Source organism: Bacteroidota bacterium (genome assembly GCA_030017895.1).
Lineage (GTDB): Bacteria > Bacteroidota > Ignavibacteria > UBA10030 > BY39 > JASEGV01.
In genome coordinates, this window is the sequence record JASEGV010000007.1 from 12,757 (window position 1) to 30,526 (window position 17,770).

A 17,770-nucleotide genomic window follows, 5' to 3' on the forward strand; every position below is an offset into this window, starting at 1 on the left:
AATGGTTCAAGAATTTCGACAGCCGGTTGTCTGGATAACGGGAGCCGGAAGAGGCATCGGAAGGGAAATTGCAATTCAGTTTTCATTGATTGGCTGTAAGGTTGTACTTACATCACGAACAGTACGAGAGCTTACCTCAGTTCAAAAAGAGATTACTAAACTTGGCGGCGAAGCTTTTGTTATTCGATGCGATATCGGAAAGGCTTCTGAAATTTCAAGAGCACATAAATCAATCGTAAATAAATTAGGCAGCGTGGATGTTCTTATCGATAATGCAGGAATCACATCCTTCAAAAAGTTCGAGGAGACCTCATTGGAAGATTTCGACTCGATCGTTAGAACAAATTTAAGGGGTGCGTTTTTATGTATAAAAGAAGTTCTTCCTGATATGATTAAACGAAAAGATGGTTGGATAATAAACATCGCATCGGTGGTTGCGGTAAAAACTTTCAAAAATTCCTCCGCTTACAGTGCTGCAAAAGCTGGTTTGGTTGCGATGCTTCGGGTACTGCGTGAAGAAGTACGACAGCACAATGTGAAAGTATTAACAATTTTCCCTGGTGCAACCTCTACCAAAATTTGGGGGACTAAACTTCAAAAACTTTCTAAAAAGATGATGGATGCAAAAAGTGTAGCTGAAACTGTATTATCGCTGTATCGTTTAAAATTAAAAGATGCTTTTGTAGAAGAATTGATCATACGACCAACATTAGGAGACTTGGAATGAATGAATTACAGAACAAGGTAGCAATTGTAACAGGTGCCGGCAGAGGAATTGGAAAATCGATCGCGATTGCTTTAGCTGAAAAGGGAGCCGATGTTGCACTTGTCTCGAGGACATTAACAGAATTAAAATCGAACGCAGCTATTATCGAAAAAATCGGAAGGAAAGCACTACCCATCTTCGCTGATATTTCAAACGAACAACACGTTGATATTATGGTCAAAGAGGTAGTCAATAAATTCGGGAAAATTGATGTGCTTGTGAATAATGCTGGAGTAGGTTACTTTTCAAAAGTAGCGGAAATGAAATTGGAAGAGTTCGACCAAATGTTCTCGGTAAATATGCGTGGATTGTTTTTAGCAACAAAATCGGTGTTGCCTTATATGATAGAACAGAATAGCGGAGATATAATAAATATTTCCTCGTTAGCAGGGAGAAATGCTTTTGTAGGCGGCGCCGGTTATTCAGCAACAAAGTGGGCGGTAATTGGCTTTGCTCGCAGTTTAATGTTAGAAGTCCGGCAACACAATATTCGTGTAATAACTATATGCCCGGGATCTGTTAACACTTCATTCTCTGATAAAGTAAAAAACCCCTCTCAAATGCCGCAGCCGGAAGATATTGCAAAAGTTGTTGTAGAGGCTTTAGCGATGCCTCGCAATGTTATGGTCAGCGAAATTGACGTAAGACCTACAAACCCCGATTGGTAAAATAAAACCCGTTAATGGACTTCACTAACGGGATATTGAAATCGTGTTTATTCTTTATCGCAACAAGGCTTGTCGCAATCGCCCATTCTAAATTGCATCATTTTTTTACCTCTGCCCCCAAATTCTTTCATCATACCTTTCATACCTGGACCGCCCCGCATCTCAAGTTTTTCTTTCCAAAATATTTGTTGTTTATCATCTAATATCTTGTTCACAGCAAACCAATGATCGAGATGATTTAGACGAAGCCTTACACGCAAATCTGCAATCTCTCTCATCTTTTTTTCAATTGCCGTCCGATCTAACTTATCAGCACTGAACAGTTCTTTCAGCTCGATTCCGGCAGTTTTAACTTTTGCCTGTGCATCGGTTTGTTTCTTCTGAATTTCAAATCGCAGTTTGTCGAATTGCTTTTTTTGTTCATCAGTCAGATTCAACTTTTTCATCTTATGCATCATCGGTGGAAGATCAAAATCTATATCATCGTTCTCAATGATTTCAACCTTCGATCCTTGCTTCTTGATGATCTTGATATCCTTTTCCATTTGAGCATAAACAGCCGTAAAACCTATGGCTATTAATATTAAAATGGCGATAAGAACATTTTTGTGTTTCATAAATTATCCTTTCAAATTATTGTTTATTTTATTAGATTAACTACACCGATTTGACAATATTCTGACTACGAGGTTTAATTGGTAGTAAAAACCAATGAATAAAGAAGAAATAAGGTTAATTTTAATCGTATTTTTAGTATGTTCTACTATAATTACGGTGAAGGAAATATTTACGGTGTATTCAGTAGATGTTGAAACAAATCCACATTTTCTGTTTCCCGATGGAAACTCTACTACAACAATCAGTGTTGTAAGTTTGAATCGCTTCGGTTTTGGTGTTCCTTTCAGAGCAATCAAAACTGAATTTGTAATTATAGAAGGTTATAAAAATATAGAAATCTTATCAAAGGAAGCCAATAAATTAACAATCAAATCTCGGTACGAAGTCGGAAAAGTAATAGTCCTAATTAAAAACGAATACACGTTAATTCCGATAAAGGTTGAAATACCCATCATAAAACCTACTGCATAGTATTATGGCTTTGCATTTTTATTAAATATTCACTAATATTAAACAAATATATGACTAACCGATTTATTTCTATCTCGAAAATTTTATTCCTCGGCTCCATATTTATTTTTGGCAGCGGATGCTCGGGTCCTATCGGAGAATATTTTTCTACTCGGTACGAAAATACGATGGGATATTTCAATTCATACTATAATGCAAAAAAACATTTTGACGATGCACTTTTAGAACTATACAAAAATCCTCCAAAATCGTTAGACACAAATTATTTTGCTCCTTACATCCCAAATCAGACTGTTCGCACCAAATTCAATATCGTAATTGAAAAAGCATCGAAGGTTATTCAGTTTTACCCTCGTAGCAAATGGGTTGACGATGCAATTATGATGATTGGTGAAATTTACTACTACGAAGACGACAACGATCTGGCTCTAACAAAATTCAATGAATTAATTGAAAATTTCCCCGCAAGCAGTCATTTCTGGAAAGCTCGTTTATTGTATGCCCGCACCTTGTATAACATGGAAGCGTTCGACGAAGCTCTAAACTATACAGCAAAATATTCTTCACAAGCTTTCGACGCTGAAGAAGAAAGCATTGCTGCAGAGTTATACTTGTTAGCAGGGCAAATATATTTAGAGCGGGGCGAATATGTTAAAGCCGAAAAATCATATTCACATGCTCTCAAAATAGATGCAGATGGAAAATTGTTGGCTATTGCGGCGTTTCAACAAGGAAGAATAAATGAACTGCTTCAAGAATATGATAAAGCAAGAATAGCATACAGTAATGTTGCTGATTACAAGCCAAATGAAAGTTTAAGATTCCGTGCCGAATTAAATTCTGCTCGAATGTTAAGGGAATCAGGAAAACCCCAAAATGCGATTCAGCGTCTGTTTGAAATGAAGGATCAGGATTTAACAACAGAATATTTTTCATACGTTGATTTAGAAATAGCGAATACTTATAACGTTATGGGAAAATATGAAAAAGCTTTAGACCAATATGAGATGGTTGATACCGTTTATAAAAAGACGGCCGCTTCGGCAAAGAGTTTTTATGCTCGCGGAGTGTTGTACGAATCAACGTTTCATGATTTTGGTGAAGCAAAATTTTATTACGAAAAAGCAAAAGTTGAAAATCCGCAGTCAGAAATTACACCGCTTGCAGTCAAAAAAGTTGATGCGTTAAATAAATATTTTTTATATCACAATAATATAAATATTTATGATAGTTTGTTTTACTTGGCAATCAGAAGTGATTCCATAAAACGAGCGAACATCGGGATGGATACTACCTCTTTAACTGGAGTAGCAGTCGATTCTGTTAAACAAATTTCTATAACACAGAAAACAGATACATTATTACAACCTACGGCTGATTTGCCACAGGATACACTCACGGTTGATAGAAATGAAGAAGTTGTAGAATTTGATGACGATGTTATATTAGAGGATCCTTCGAGATTGAGACAAAAAATGAAGGAGGAGGTAGCAGCACCAAAGCCGGCAGTATTACCTCAGGTTTCGATAAGTGCAGACAGCGCCTTATACATAATTACAAAAAATCAATTCGAACTTGCAACATTGTTCATGTTAGAATTATCGCTTCCGGACTCGGCTGAGTTTTGGTTCGACATAGTTTCTAATAGTAATTTCAAACCTGTATTTTCACCTCGTGCTTACTATGCCTTAGCTGAAATTCATAGGCTGCGCGGAAATCAGCAGGCAGTCGATTCGTTGTACGGTTTACTTATAAAAGATTTCGGTAAATCAGATTATGCTATTCAGGCAAAGAAAATTAAGGGGATAACAGTAGAGATTGAAAAACCTCAGTTGGAAATATTGTACGAGAGAGCTTTAAAGTTAACGTATGAAAATAAACCTAAAGAGGCTCTCAAAATTTTTAGCAATATCGTTGCGACCGATTCGAGTTCCGAACTCGCGACAAAATCATTTTATACATCAGGGTGGATTTTTGAAAACATTCTGAACAATAACGATAGTGCAAAGTTTTACTACCAAACATTGCTTGATAAATATCCGAAATCTGTTTATGCGGAAAATGTAACAGGAAAAGTTGCAGTAGCTCAGGATACTTCAAAACTGTCGCAGTATGTGAAAATTAAAGAAATAATTCCTCCACCTCCGCCACAACCCAAATTTACGCAAGGAGAGACCGCTAAAACCAAGACTGTTCAACCACAGAGGCAACGAGGTGAAAGAGATGCTCGAGAAGAAGATCAGGATGAATTTGACCCAACAGATTTCGAACAGGAAGACCCGCCGGATGGCGATTAAATTTTTGGAATCAAAAATGATTCAAAAAAATTTCGAGCTTACTAAAATTACACCCATAAATTCTTCCATCACAAAACTTGCTTTTCATGCTCCTGAAATAGCGAATTCCGTATTGCCGGGGCAATTCATAAATATTAAAGTAGATGAAACTACCGTCCCTCTATTACGGCGGCCCTTCAGTGTTTATTATGTTCAAGAAAATTCTGTCGAAATTGTTTTCGGTGTAATGGGGATGGGAACAAAAAAACTGACACTTAAAAAAATAGGAGATATGCTGGATGTTTTAGGTCCTCTCGGTAAACCGTTCAATGTTTCGGATAATGAAGAACTTTCCATTTTAGTCGGAGGTGGTTTGGGTACTGCTTCGTTACCTCTTCTTCAAAAACATTTGATTCAAAAAGGGAAAAAAGTTGTCACTTTTTTAGGCGCACGGACAAAAGAATATTTGCTGAGTTCATATCTGACTGATGTTCGAACCGCAACAGATGATGGGTCGTCGGGTTATCACGGAACTGTTATTGAACTGCTGAAACATTTTTTATTCGAAAATAAAAAAAAGAATTGTAAAATTTATGCTTGTGGCCCCACACCGATGCTTGTTACCTTAACTAATGTAACCGAAGAATATAACATCCGTTGCGAAATATCATTAGAAACCGCAATGGCATGCGGTTTTGGAATTTGCCAGGGATGTGCAGTGGAATTAAAAAATAAAGAGGTGGGTTTTGCACTATCCTGCAAGGATGGTCCTGTTTTTAAATCAAATGAGATAATTCTGTAGATGGTAAAAACTTCATTTAAAATCGGGAATGTAGAATTTAAAAACCGTGTGTTTGTTGCATCCGGAACCTTCGGATACGGAGATGAAGCGAGGGAGCTTTTCGATGCAACAAAAATTGGTGGAATATTTACAAAATCGCTCACACTAAAACCACGTAAAGGAAATCCTCCACCAAGAATAGTAGAAACTGCCAGCGGGCTTATTAACTCGATTGGATTAGCAAATATAGGTGTCGAAAAATTTATATCCGAAAAATTACCACTCTTAAAACAATCGGAAGTAGTAATCATAGCAAACATAGCGGGCGGAACAATTGATGAATACTGTAAGGTATTGGAAAAATTAGAATCGGCAAATGGGATAACTGCATACGAAATTAACATATCCTGCCCGAATGTCAAAGAGGGGGGACTAAACTTTGGTACCGATTTAAAAGCGACTGCTGAGATAACTAAAATCGTTCGTCGCTTAACTTCGAAACCGATTATTTTAAAACTAACTCCAAATGTTACGCGTGTTTCCGAGTTTGCAAAAGTCGCTGAATCGGAAGGAGCTGATGCAGTTTCGTTGATTAACACATTAGTAGGAATGGCTGTTAACGTTAAAACCCGCAAACCCAAAATATCAACCGTAACCGGTGGCCTTTCGGGTCCGGCTATTAAACCAGTTGCATTAGCTAAAGTTTATGAAGTTGTGAATGCAGTAAAAATTCCTGTTTTCGGAATCGGTGGGATTGCTAACACAAACGATGCGCTGGAGTTTTTAATTGTTGGAGCTAAAGCTGTGCAGATTGGGACTGCCAATTTCATAAACCCGAATATAAGTGTTTCGATAGCTAATGGAATCGAAAAATTTTGCCTCGATAATGGTATCGCTGATGTTGGTATGATAGTCGGTACACTCGACACAACGGGGAATGAATCGGTTTTAAAAAGTTGGTTGTAAAAATTAAAAAATTGATAATTGCATTCCTTTAACTCGACAATTAAATTTTTATACGGACTTCAAAAATTTGGTATGAAGTTCGGTTTGGATAATATCAAAAAGCTATGTGAATATTTTGGAAATCCTCATCAACACTATCCAACAATTCATATTGCTGGTACAAATGGGAAGGGATCAACAGCAGCTATGATTGCTTCAGTGCTTACTGCTTCAGGATATCGAACCGGACTCTACACATCACCTCATTTGCTAAAGTTTAACGAACGAATACGAATTGATGGAAAACCAATAAGCGATAAAGAACTTGTATTTTACACAAAACTGATTCGAGATGAGGTTGAAAAAACAAACGCTACTTTTTTCGAGGCGACTACCGCGATAGCTTTTAAATATTTTAGCGACCAAAAAATTGATATAGCTGTAATCGAAACCGGATTAGGCGGGCGTCTCGATGCAACGAACATTATTCAACCTTTAATCAGCGTCATAACAAATATCGGACTCGAGCATACAGAGTTTTTAGGCTCAACAACCTCTAAAATTGCACGCGAAAAAGCTGGTATCATTAAACGTCATGCACCTTGTTTGACTGCGGTTAGGGATGAAGATGCTTTAAAGGTTATCCAAGCGATTTCCAGGAAAAACAAATCAACATTAACTCACATCGACGATACAACAAAACTTGTTTTAGTAAAAAACGATTTACATGCTCAGTATTTGAACCTGCAAATCGGAAAAACTAAATTCAACAAGCTAAAAATAACATTGCCTGGAAAATTTCAAGAAGACAATATTAGGTTATCGACTCAGGCAGTTAAACTACTACGGGAAAAATATTCATATAAAATTCCAGAAAAAAGCATGCGCCTCGGCTTGGCGAATGTGAAAAAGTTTTCAGGTCTTCGTGGACGTTTCGATGTCTTATCTAACAATCCTTTAATTATCGGGGACGTTGCTCACAATACACAAGCATTCACTAATCTCAAAACCACGTTTTTCCGTTTGGGAATTTATAAAGTTATTGTCGTGTTTGGACTGATGAAAGATAAAGATTTAGATACCATCGTTCAGGAAATAGGCGATTTCGCACGGGTAGTGATTACTTGTAACCCCAAAACTGATAGAGCAATTCCAAGCGGTAGGATAGCATCAAAATTCAAATTATTCAATATCCCTTGTATTAGTGGAAAAACAGCAAAAAACAGCTTAAAAATTGCTAAAAATTATGCAAGTACTAAAGAGATAATTTTGATTACCGGATCTCATTATGTATTAGGTGAAGCGATGAATTATGTCGATTCTTGACTTTCTTTGTTTTTCAACGTATATTTGCATAGAAATTTTAGAAGCAAAATACAAATCCAGTTTATATCCAACATCCAACGTTTTAAACATATCATTGATAATTACCAAACCATCTAAATTATAAGAGAGAATTAACTTATGCCAATGGACATCATAGAACTAAAATCAAAGAAGATAGCTGAACTCACTAAAATTGCCAGAGAGTTAGATGTTACCGGTTATTCTGATATGCGAAAACAAGATTTAATTTTTAAAATCTTGGAAGTTCAATCGGCGAAGGACGGTATCGGTTTCAGCAAAGGCGTTTTAGAAGTTTTACCCGACGGTTACGGATTTTTGAGATCCGCTGATTATAACTATCTTCCTTCTCCTGATGATATCTACGTATCACCTTCGCAGATTAAAAAATTCGGGTTACGAACCGGTGATACTGTTAGCGGACAAGTTCGACCTCCTAAAGAAGGCGAACGATTCTTTGCACTGTTAAAGGTGGAAGGTGTTAACGAAGAAAATCCGGAGGCTATTCGCGACCGTGTTTTATTCGATAACCTCACGCCACTCTATCCTCACGAAAAATTAAAGTTAGAAACATCACCCGGCGAACATGCAATGCGTATTATGGATTTATTAGCTCCCATCGGAAAAGGGCAACGCGGAATGATTGTATCTCCTCCAAAAGCCGGCAAAACAGTTTTACTGCAAAAAATTGCAAACAGCATCAAACGAAATCATCCCGAAGTTCATCTAATCGTTTTATTAATCGATGAACGTCCTGAAGAAGTTACCGATATGGAACGTTCAGTTCAAGCCGAAGTTATCAGTTCAACTTTCGATGAACCTGCCGACCGGCACGTACAGGTTTCCGATATGGTTTTGGAAAAAGCAAAACGATTGGTGGAAGCTAAAAAAGATGTAGTTATTCTACTCGATAGTATCACCCGTTTAGCACGTGCACATAATACAGTTGTTCCTCATAGTGGAAAAATACTCTCAGGTGGTGTTGATGCAAATGCACTGCAACGTCCGAAACGCTTTTTTGGAGCCGCTCGTAATATCGAGGAAGGCGGAAGTTTAACAATTATTGCAACAGCCCTTGTAGAAACCGGAAGCAGAATGGACGAAGTTATCTTCGAAGAATTCAAGGGTACAGGTAATATGGAAATTATACTTGACCGCAAACTTTCCGATAGAAGGGTATATCCATCTTATGATGTTAATCGATCCGGTACACGTAAAGAAGAAATTTTGCTCGAACCTGATGATTTGAATAGAATTTGGATACTCAGGAAGCTTTTAAGCGATTTTTCGACTGTGGAAGCAATGGAGTTTTTACTCGATAAAATGCGAGGAACTAAAACGAACAAAGAGTTCTTACGGGTTATGAACAGTTAACAAGGTTTATCTCATCGAGTTTAGCCCCCTTGAAACGGGGGCTTTTTTTTTAAAATATCAAAAAAGGCTTGACTTTCTCGTTGACAAGACTTAAATTAACAGAGCCATCAAAAACTTTAACATTGAATGAAAAATCTCAAGTATTTGTTATTCTTTGCCGTATCAACTTATCTAATCCATAATATAACATTCTCTCAAAGGCTTGAAGAAGGGTTAGGACTTGGATTAAGTTTTGGAACTGCTATGGCGAAAACCGATGTCGGTGGATATATACCCAAACCGATTACTCGGATTTTTTCTCGTTACCACACTTCCGACATTTTAGCTTTCGAGGCGGGCTTTGGTTTCGGTATGGTAGAAGGAAAAAAAATTGGTTTCTTTTCTTCTAAAATCATCCCAATAGATATCCGATTCAATTTATCTGCATTCCCCAATTCTCGAATCAGGCCTTACTTTTTTAGTGGTATTAGTTTAATGAATTTCAATCCTGTTGATGAAAACGAAAGGAAACTTCCTCGTAATGCTCGGGGTGATTATTCTAAATGGATGGGTGTGATACCCTCAGGTGCTGGTATTCAATATTTTATTACAAACAATTCCATAATCGAATTGACCGGTATGTATGCTTTAGGAACAAAAGACTATTTGGACGATAGAAAAATAAATAACAATAACGACGGATATTTTTTATTCGGTCTGAATGTTTATGCTTTCTTCGAATCTGGAAATGCTGATTCGGATGGTGATCAGTTAAAAAATAAAGACGAAAAGCAATTCGGCACCGACCCCAATAATCCTGATACTGACGGTGATCGTCTGAAAGATGGAGAAGAAGTTTTTACTTATCTAACAAATCCTCTTAAAAGAGATACCGACGACGATGGCTTGTCGGATTATGACGAAATTTTTTTATATCGAACAAATCCGAATAATGCTGATACAGACGGAGATGGTCTTATCGATGGAGATGAAATCAAAATCTATAAAACAGATCCACTGATTGCTGACACAGATAAAGATGGATTAAATGATGGCGAAGAAGTTTTAACATACAAAACAGATCCACTAAATGCTGATACCGATGAAGATGGGTTAACGGACGGTGAAGAAGTTTTACAACACAAGACAGACCCCTTAAAAAAGGACTCCGACGAAGATGGTTTAACAGATTATGATGAGGTAAGAATCCATGTTACAGATCCATTGAATAAAGATACCGATAATGGCGGAATCCCCGATGGAAAAGAAGTCGAAAAAGGAAAAAATCCTAACGATCCGACTGATGATGTAGTCTTTATTCCTGATGTTGGACAGAAACTTAGTTTGAGAGGAATTAACTTCGAATTCAACAGTGCACGGTTACTGCCGAGTTCAGAGGATACATTAAAATTTGTTGCTGCCGGCTTATTAGCAAACCCTGAGATTCATGTTGAAATAAGTGGACATACCGATAATATCGGATCTGCAAAATCTAATGAATTACTCTCGTTACGACGTTCCGAGGCAGTAAAAAGCTTTATTGTTAGCAGAGGTGTTGCAGCAGATCGGATAACCACTGTTGGTTATGGATTTTCTCGTCCAATCTCTGATAACGTAACTGAAGGTGGCAGAGCGAAAAATAGAAGAGTTGAGTTTTTAAGAATTAAATAAATTGAAATAAATAATTAGGAGGGAAAAATGAGAGAAGCTGTTATTGTTAGTGCAGTACGAACTCCAATCGGTTCGTTTGGTGGTACTTTAAGTGGAATATCCGCACCACGACTTGGTGCTATAGTAATTGTTGAGGCGCTCAAAAGAGGCAACGTTCCAAAAGAGCAAGTGAATGAAGTTATAATGGGTTCCGTTTTAACAGCAGGTATGGGACAGGCGCCTGCTCGGCAAGCATCTATATACGCAGGTTTACCAGAAAGCGTCGAGTGCATGACGATTAACAAAGTATGCGGTTCAGGTTTGAAATCTGTAATGCTGGCTGCTCAATCAATAATGTTAGGCGATGCTGATGTGATTGTTGCGGGTGGTATGGAAAGTATGTCGAATGTTCCTTATATGCTCGATAAGGCACGCACAGGTTATCGGATGGGACACGGACAGCTAACCGACTTGATGGTTTCCGACGGTTTGTGGGATGTGTACAATAATTTTCACATGGGGAATGCAGCCGAAATTTGTGCCAAAGAATTTCAAATTTCCCGTGAAATGCAGGATGAGTTTGCTACGCAGAGTTATAAACGCGCAATTGAAGCACAGAAGAATTATTGGTTCAAAGATGAAATTGTTCCGGTAACAATCGAACAAAAAGGAAGCGATCCGTTAATCGTTAGCGAGGATGAGGAACCCAAGAAAGTTAAATTCGAAAAAATTCCAACATTAAAAGCCGCATTCCTAAAAGAGGGGACAGTTACGGCTGCTAATGCTTCAAAAATTAATGATGGCGCTGCGGCAGTTGTGGTAATGTCGAAAGAAAAAGCCGATGAACTTGGCATCAAGCCGCTTGTAAAACTTGTTTCTTACGCATCGTTTGCTAAAAAACCAGAATGGTTCACAACAGCACCAGCCGATGCAATAACTAAAGTTTTGAAAAAAGCAGGTTTGTCGTTAAATGATATTGATTTATTCGAAGTAAACGAAGCATTTTCGGTCGTTAATTTAGCTGTGAATAAAATTCTAAATTTAGATTCCAACAAAATTAACGTCCACGGTGGAGCCGTCGCACTCGGTCATCCTATCGGTGCAAGTGGGACAAGATTACTTGTTACTTTAATTAATGCAATGAAGTTAAAAAATTTAAAGCGAGGCTTGGCTACTGCCTGTATAGGTGGCGGCGAGGCAAGCGCCATAATTATAGAACAATAAACGAAAGGAAAGTTTATGAAAAATATTACAATTATTGGCGCAGGAACTATGGGCAACGGCATTGCCCATGTTTTTGCTCAGTTCGGTTTTTCTGTAACCATCAACGATGTAAAACAGGAATTTATCGACCGGGCATTTAAAACAATAACCGGTAATTTAGATAGGCAAATTAAAAAAGGAACTTTAACTGAAGAACAAAAATCTGCTACCCTTGCCAATATAAAGGGTGAATTATCAACAGTCGAGGCAGTCAAGAATGCTAATTTGATTATTGAAGCGGCAACTGAGGATAAACAATTAAAATTTAATATTTTTAAAACAATCGATGCGAACGCACCGGTCGATGCCATTTTAGCTACTAACACATCGTCGATTTCTATTACTGAAATTGCGGCGGTTACTAAACGGCCAGATAAAGTTATAGGAATGCACTTTATGAATCCGGTTCCCGTTATGAAATTGATCGAAGTGATACGCGGTTTAGCTACCTCGAACGAAACATATAACTCAATAAAAACACTCGCTGAAAAAATAGAAAAAACTCCTGTCGAAGTAAACGACTACCCCGGATTTGTTGCTAACCGAATATTGATGCCGATGATTAACGAAGCCATTTATTCTGTAATGGAAGGTGTTGCTACTGCTGAATCGGTGGATACTGTGATGAAGCTTGGTGCGAATCATCCTATGGGACCATTGCAGCTTGCCGATTTTATCGGGTTGGATGTTTGTTTAGCAATTATGGATGTAATGCACACCGGTATTGGCGATCCAAAATATAGACCTTGTCCGTTGCTTAAAAAAATGGTGGCATCAGGAAATTTGGGTAGAAAAACCGGTAAAGGCTTTTACGATTATACACAAAACAAATGAACAATAAAATATTAAATACCGATTCAATCAAGCTGTTATCAAATTCTAAATTGGATGAGATAGTTGATTTAACTTTTCTCGATCCTCCATTTAATCAAAATAAGGATTACAATTATTTTGATGACAACTTACCCGATGAAGAGTATTGGCAGTTGATGTTAAAGACGTGCAGGGGTATTTATAATGCAACTTCTCCTGGCGGTGCCATTTACTTTATGCAGCGAGAAAAAAACACTGAACAAGTATTAAAATGTTTACGCGACTCTGACTGGACTTTTCAAAATTTGATTATTTGGAAAAAGAAAACATCAGCAGTACCAAGTAATTACAAATACGGCAAGCAGTATCAAATTATTGCTTTTGCTACAAAAGGGAATTCTCCGAGAGTTTTTAACAAACTTCGTATCTCGCCGCCACTTCCGGGGAATTATAAGTTTGAACGAGAAAATGGTATTTACGTGACTGACGTTTGGGATGATATTCGAGAATTAACTTCAGGGTATTATGCCGGTGATGAAGCTATACGGACCAATGAAGGAGGACGTTTTCATAAACAGCAATCTCCGATTTCACTTCTGCTTCGGATTCTTCTTTCATCAACAGGAATCGGTGATACAGTTTTTGATCCGTTTGCAGGAACAGGTACAACATGCGTCGTTGCAGAACAGCTATCAAGAAAATCTATCGGTATAGAAATAGACCCGGCAAATATAGAGTGTATCACTAAACGATTAACATCAATACGAGAGGCAGATTCTATCGCAAAATATTATAAAGATTATTCCTACACAGAAAATCTTAAAAATATTTGGAATTCATCAATCGATGTAACTCCGAAGAAAAAAGACACAGCAACCCTTAATCTTTTCGCAGAATAAAAATGTATTCAATCTTTCATTTTTTTGATTCGTTATTACACAATCGTGAAAAATTTTATAAGGTAAAGAAGCTGGAAAATTTTATTTATGATGAAAAACTTTTGTCGTGTAAAAATTCCGGGATTTTTCCTGATATGGCGATTCGATTAAATGCTTATCCACAAGAATTAACAGGCGGTGAACTGATTGAACTGAAGGATAGTGGTAGTTATACTGTTTCATCTTTTAACTCGACAATTCCATCTAGTAAGAAAAAAATATCGAGAATAATTCAAGGCGAAAAAAGTGTTATTAAAGAACAAATGGAGAAAGTGGGAGACGATATTTATTCTCTACCGATAAGAGATGTTTATTATTTAGTTCGTGGCAAGAAAAATAAAACAATAAAAGTATGTCTGGTTCATGGTAGTTTTTTTGAAACGACCCCGATAGAAAATCTTATAAGCCAATCATTCGCTCAAGTTCTTGATGAACGATTACTGCATAGCGATATTCAACTTTCCGATGAAACAAGAAAAAGCCTTCTTTCTATCTTCTCGCAGCAAGAAAACTTCAGTAAAGTAAGAAATGTAGATAACGCGTCAGTTAAACTACGTTTTAGAATAATGACGGAAGTGAAGAAAGAGGGGAATATTCTTAATCCTAAATTATATCCCGAAATAAAGGATAACTCCATCAACCTTATATTGCCTTGCTATACTGAAACTGAAAGAGAGGATTCGATTCGCAAGGTTAAAAATTCAACTAAACCAACAAACTATAAATTACTTAGGTCGTTCTTGATTAAGCATCCGTTGAATGGACCATTTTTAGTATTTCAAACTGATCTAAAATGAAACGACAATACACCCAATAATTTTAAAAAATAGGTACACTATGAACTTCGATTTTACAGAAACACAATTAATGATTAAAGACATGGCGAAGAAATTCGCTGAAGATGTTCTCGCACCGTCTGCTGCCGAGCGAGACGAAAAAGAAGTGTTCCCTTATGAAGCAGTTAAACAAATGGGCGAACTTGGATTGATGGGAATGATGGTCCCCGAGCAATACAACGGTGCCGGACTTGATACAATCAGTTATGTTTTAGCGATGGAAGAAATCTCGAAGGTCGATGCCTCTGCCGGCGTGATAATGTCGGTAAATAATTCGCTGGTTTGTTACGGCATCACAGAATGGGGGAGCGAGTTTCAAAAAGAAAAATACTTAAAAGAATTGGCGACCGGAAAAAAATTAGGTGCGTTCGCTCTTTCGGAACCCGAAGCCGGAAGCGATGCTTCGAATCAAAAAACCACAGCTCTTCGAGATGGTGATTTTTATTTGTTGAATGGGACTAAAAATTTTATTACAAACGGCGCCAATGCAGATGCCGTTTTAGTTATGGCGACTACTGATAAGTCGAAGGGTGCTCACGGGGTTAGTGCATTTATAGTTGATAAAGGTATCCCGGGTTTTGAGGTAGCTAAAAAGGAAAGAAAATTAGGTATCCGAAGTTCGGATACTGTCTCGTTATCTTTTACCGATTGCAAAGTTCCTGTCGAAAACCGTATCGGCGACGAGGGTTTTGGTTTTAAATTTGCGATGAAAACACTTGACGGCGGTCGCATTGGAATTGCTTCGCAAGCATTAGGTATCGCACAAGCGTCTCTTGAAGCCGCTCTGAAGTATTCGAAGGAAAGGAAAGCTTTTGGACAGTATATTTCCGAATTTCAGGGGATACAATTCAAGCTTGCCGATATGGCTACAAAAATCGAGGCAGCACGGCTTTTAACTTTAAAATCGGCAGCCCTCAAAGATGCTAACAAACCTTATGGCTCTGCATCGGCAATGGCGAAGCTGTTTGCTTCGAAAGTATCCGTAGATGCTGCACTTGAGGCAATCCAAATTCACGGTGGATATGGATATGTGAAAGATTATCCTGTCGAACGTTATCTACGCGATGCCAAAATTACTGAAATTTATGAAGGAACCTCGGAAGTTCAACGCATAGTAATTGCAAGGAGCTTGCTGAGAGATTAAAAGAATGAAATTCAATTTCCTAATACTAATTTTGCTAATATCGAGTTTTATGCTCTTTTCGAGTTGTAGAAAGAAAGAAACGAACACGCAGCAAAACCCTTTACAAAGTTTAATATTTAATGTTGATGAATCAGTTATCGATAAAAAAATAACTAATAAAGAGCATAATATCTCATATCGCATTCCGAAAAATTGGAATAGGATTTCACTATCTGATATTGAGGAAAAACTAAAAGTGATTCTGAAAAATCCGACCTCTAATGAAAAAAGTAATATTATTTTATTAGACGCTTATAATGACACCGACCGAAACAGCTATTTGATTCTATCAGAGATAGAGGGAATTGATTTTGGCACTGATAATTTTAGGTATAAATTTGAGAACGCACTCAGAAATTCTATTGTTCAGGTTAATTCTATAAACTCAGCCGAATTTTTATTTTTACCATGGCATATCTATCAATTCCAAATAGTACACAATCAATTTATTTTTGTAAAAATGATTTTGAGTAAGTACCGGTCGGTCTCAAAAGTATATCAAATCGATTTTCTAACAAATGTTGAAAAATACCCATCTATGGCTCGGGTTTTAGAGTCGTTTGTGGGTTCGTTACAATTAATCAATCATAACTAATAAATTAAAGGAGTATTTATGTTAAAAAAAATAATTTGTTTAATTCTCGTCGTAGCAGTAATATTCCCTGGATGTTATAGTATCTCACATACTGTAGGCGAAGGGCACAAAGGTGCAGCTGTAGAAACTGCTCGTCAATGGTATGTGTTATGGGGTTTAGTCCCTCTCAACAAAGTGGATTCTAAAGAAATGGCTAAAGGTACTACCGATTATACTATTAAAACAGAAATCACACCTTTAGATTTTTTGATTTCTATATTTACAGGTTGGGTAACAATATATCCAATGACTGTTGAAGTCAAAAAATAGATTCCTTTTACGAGGACTTTCAAAAGCCGTAATTTTATCTGGAAAAAATTTCAAGGTGATTTACGGCTTTTTTATTAAAAAATAGGGGATTTAGCTGTTCATTTAAAGAATAACATAAGAAACACTTGACTATTCCCTTATATTTTGTTATAATACGGTTGCCTGATTTTAAGGGCATAATTAACATATTTCAAAATAACAAAGGAGAGTGTATGAAAAAGTTACTAACAATTTTAGCTGTTATCGCAGTATTTACTAATTTTAGTTTCGCAGGCGGCGATGCTTTAGCTTCAGCGGGCGATAAAGCATTAGTTTTTCAGTTTAATGGGCTTGCCAATTTGGGTGCAGGATCGTTTATGTCTTCCCCAAATGTATCGGTTGGTGTGTTGGATATTCCTCAATTCAACGCCATTGGTGTAAAATATTATTTTTCAGATGGCTTTGCCGGGCGCGCAGCTTTGTTACTTGGCTACAATTCAGAAACTGAAAAAGCCGGTGCTGGTGGTTTTTCTGACAGGAAAGAGAGTAGCATGGGACTCGGTCTCGAATTCGGTATCCAATCAAATATAATTAAAAGTGGTTCGTTCGTCGGTTTCATTGGAGCGACCGCTGGTTTTGCTATGGTCAGTGGCACTTTAGAGCCAACAACTGTATCACCGCCCCCAACCGGAGTAGTTACAAAATATGATGCAAGTGCAACTATGTTCGGTTTAGGTGGTATTGCCGGTTTCGAATATTTTATTTACGATAGAATTAGTTTAGCAGCCGAGTACCAATTTGGATTAGTATTAGGAGGCGGAACTTATGAAGTTACACGACAAGCTCAACCTACAACGACATTCGATTTACCTTCTATGATGTCTTTGGGTTTCAACACCGTTTCTTTTAAACTTGCCGCATATTTCTAATTTTTCTATTCTTTTAAATTTCAATTTATTGGCGTCTTAAAAACAATTTAAGA

General features: G+C 37.3%; 18 protein-coding genes. 17 read left to right on the top strand and 1 reads right to left on the bottom strand.

Translation table 11 applies throughout. The features are described from left to right. Position 1: 1 nt before the first annotated feature. Positions 2-727 (top strand): SDR family oxidoreductase, encoded by a 726-nt coding sequence (locus QME58_02440; GenBank protein ID MDI6802690.1) that lies wholly within the window; start codon positions 2-4, stop codon positions 725-727. Further along, the gene (locus QME58_02445) at positions 724-1,434 is read left to right on the top strand and encodes an SDR family NAD(P)-dependent oxidoreductase (protein MDI6802691.1); all 711 of its coding nucleotides are present in this window, start codon (positions 724-726) and stop codon (positions 1,432-1,434) included. The genes QME58_02440 and QME58_02445 overlap by 4 nt, the downstream gene beginning before the upstream one ends. Positions 1,435-1,481: 47 nt before the next feature. Here the strand turns inward: QME58_02445 and QME58_02450 are convergent, their stop codons facing one another. Further along, positions 1,482-2,051: a periplasmic heavy metal sensor gene (locus tag QME58_02450; protein ID MDI6802692.1), complete on the bottom strand. Its 570-nt coding sequence runs from the start codon at positions 2,049-2,051 to the stop codon at positions 1,482-1,484. Between the two features lie 94 nt (positions 2,052-2,145). Here QME58_02450 and QME58_02455 point away from each other — a divergent pair, with 94 nt between their 5' ends. The 15 genes from QME58_02455 (at position 2,146) to QME58_02525 (ending at position 17,717) form a co-directional block, all read left to right on the top strand. Continuing rightward, on the top strand, positions 2,146-2,523 hold the full coding sequence (locus QME58_02455) for a hypothetical protein (GenBank protein ID MDI6802693.1): 378 nt from the start codon (positions 2,146-2,148) through the stop codon (positions 2,521-2,523). A 50-nt stretch (positions 2,524-2,573) separates the two neighbouring features. Then, positions 2,574-4,820: a tetratricopeptide repeat protein gene (locus QME58_02460; protein MDI6802694.1), complete on the top strand. Its 2,247-nt coding sequence runs from the start codon at positions 2,574-2,576 to the stop codon at positions 4,818-4,820. Positions 4,821-4,836: 16 nt separating this feature from the next. Beyond that, the gene (locus QME58_02465; protein MDI6802695.1) at positions 4,837-5,601 is read left to right on the top strand and encodes a dihydroorotate dehydrogenase electron transfer subunit; all 765 of its coding nucleotides are present in this window, start codon (positions 4,837-4,839) and stop codon (positions 5,599-5,601) included. After that, positions 5,602-6,546, top strand: a complete 945-nt coding sequence (locus tag QME58_02470) for a dihydroorotate dehydrogenase (GenBank protein MDI6802696.1) — start codon at positions 5,602-5,604, stop codon at positions 6,544-6,546. An 84-nt stretch (positions 6,547-6,630) separates the two neighbouring features. Continuing rightward, complete coding sequence (locus tag QME58_02475) at positions 6,631-7,851, top strand: folylpolyglutamate synthase/dihydrofolate synthase family protein (GenBank protein MDI6802697.1); 1,221 nt, start codon at positions 6,631-6,633, stop codon at positions 7,849-7,851. Between the two features lie 144 nt (positions 7,852-7,995). Next, positions 7,996-9,243, top strand: a complete 1,248-nt coding sequence (gene rho / locus QME58_02480) for a transcription termination factor Rho (GenBank protein MDI6802698.1) — start codon at positions 7,996-7,998, stop codon at positions 9,241-9,243. Positions 9,244-9,369: 126 nt separating this feature from the next. Then, a complete protein-coding gene (locus QME58_02485; protein ID MDI6802699.1) occupies positions 9,370-10,893 on the top strand; it encodes an OmpA family protein in 1,524 nt (507 codons plus the stop codon). Between the two features lie 27 nt (positions 10,894-10,920). Beyond that, entirely contained in the window at positions 10,921-12,096 is a 1,176-nt protein-coding gene (locus QME58_02490; GenBank protein MDI6802700.1) for a thiolase family protein, read from the top strand. A gap of 15 nt (positions 12,097-12,111) precedes the next feature. Further along, positions 12,112-12,969: a 3-hydroxybutyryl-CoA dehydrogenase gene (locus QME58_02495; GenBank protein ID MDI6802701.1), complete on the top strand. Its 858-nt coding sequence runs from the start codon at positions 12,112-12,114 to the stop codon at positions 12,967-12,969. Next, positions 12,966-13,847, top strand: a complete 882-nt coding sequence (locus QME58_02500; GenBank protein ID MDI6802702.1) for a site-specific DNA-methyltransferase — start codon at positions 12,966-12,968, stop codon at positions 13,845-13,847. The genes QME58_02495 and QME58_02500 overlap by 4 nt, the downstream gene beginning before the upstream one ends. Before the next feature lie 2 nt (positions 13,848-13,849). Beyond that, positions 13,850-14,683, top strand: a complete 834-nt coding sequence (locus tag QME58_02505; GenBank protein MDI6802703.1) for a hypothetical protein — start codon at positions 13,850-13,852, stop codon at positions 14,681-14,683. Positions 14,684-14,723: 40 nt separating this feature from the next. Beyond that, positions 14,724-15,866 carry an acyl-CoA dehydrogenase gene (locus QME58_02510; GenBank protein MDI6802704.1) on the top strand — a complete coding sequence of 381 codons (1,143 nt, stop codon included), beginning with the start codon at positions 14,724-14,726 and terminating at the stop codon, positions 15,864-15,866. A 4-nt stretch (positions 15,867-15,870) separates the two neighbouring features. Next, positions 15,871-16,500 (top strand): hypothetical protein, encoded by a 630-nt coding sequence (locus tag QME58_02515; protein ID MDI6802705.1) that lies wholly within the window; start codon positions 15,871-15,873, stop codon positions 16,498-16,500. An 18-nt stretch (positions 16,501-16,518) separates the two neighbouring features. Further along, positions 16,519-16,809, top strand: a complete 291-nt coding sequence (locus QME58_02520; GenBank protein MDI6802706.1) for a hypothetical protein — start codon at positions 16,519-16,521, stop codon at positions 16,807-16,809. Between the two features lie 212 nt (positions 16,810-17,021). Further along, a complete protein-coding gene (locus tag QME58_02525) occupies positions 17,022-17,717 on the top strand; it encodes an outer membrane beta-barrel protein (protein MDI6802707.1) in 696 nt (231 codons plus the stop codon). Positions 17,718-17,770 lie beyond the last annotated feature (53 nt).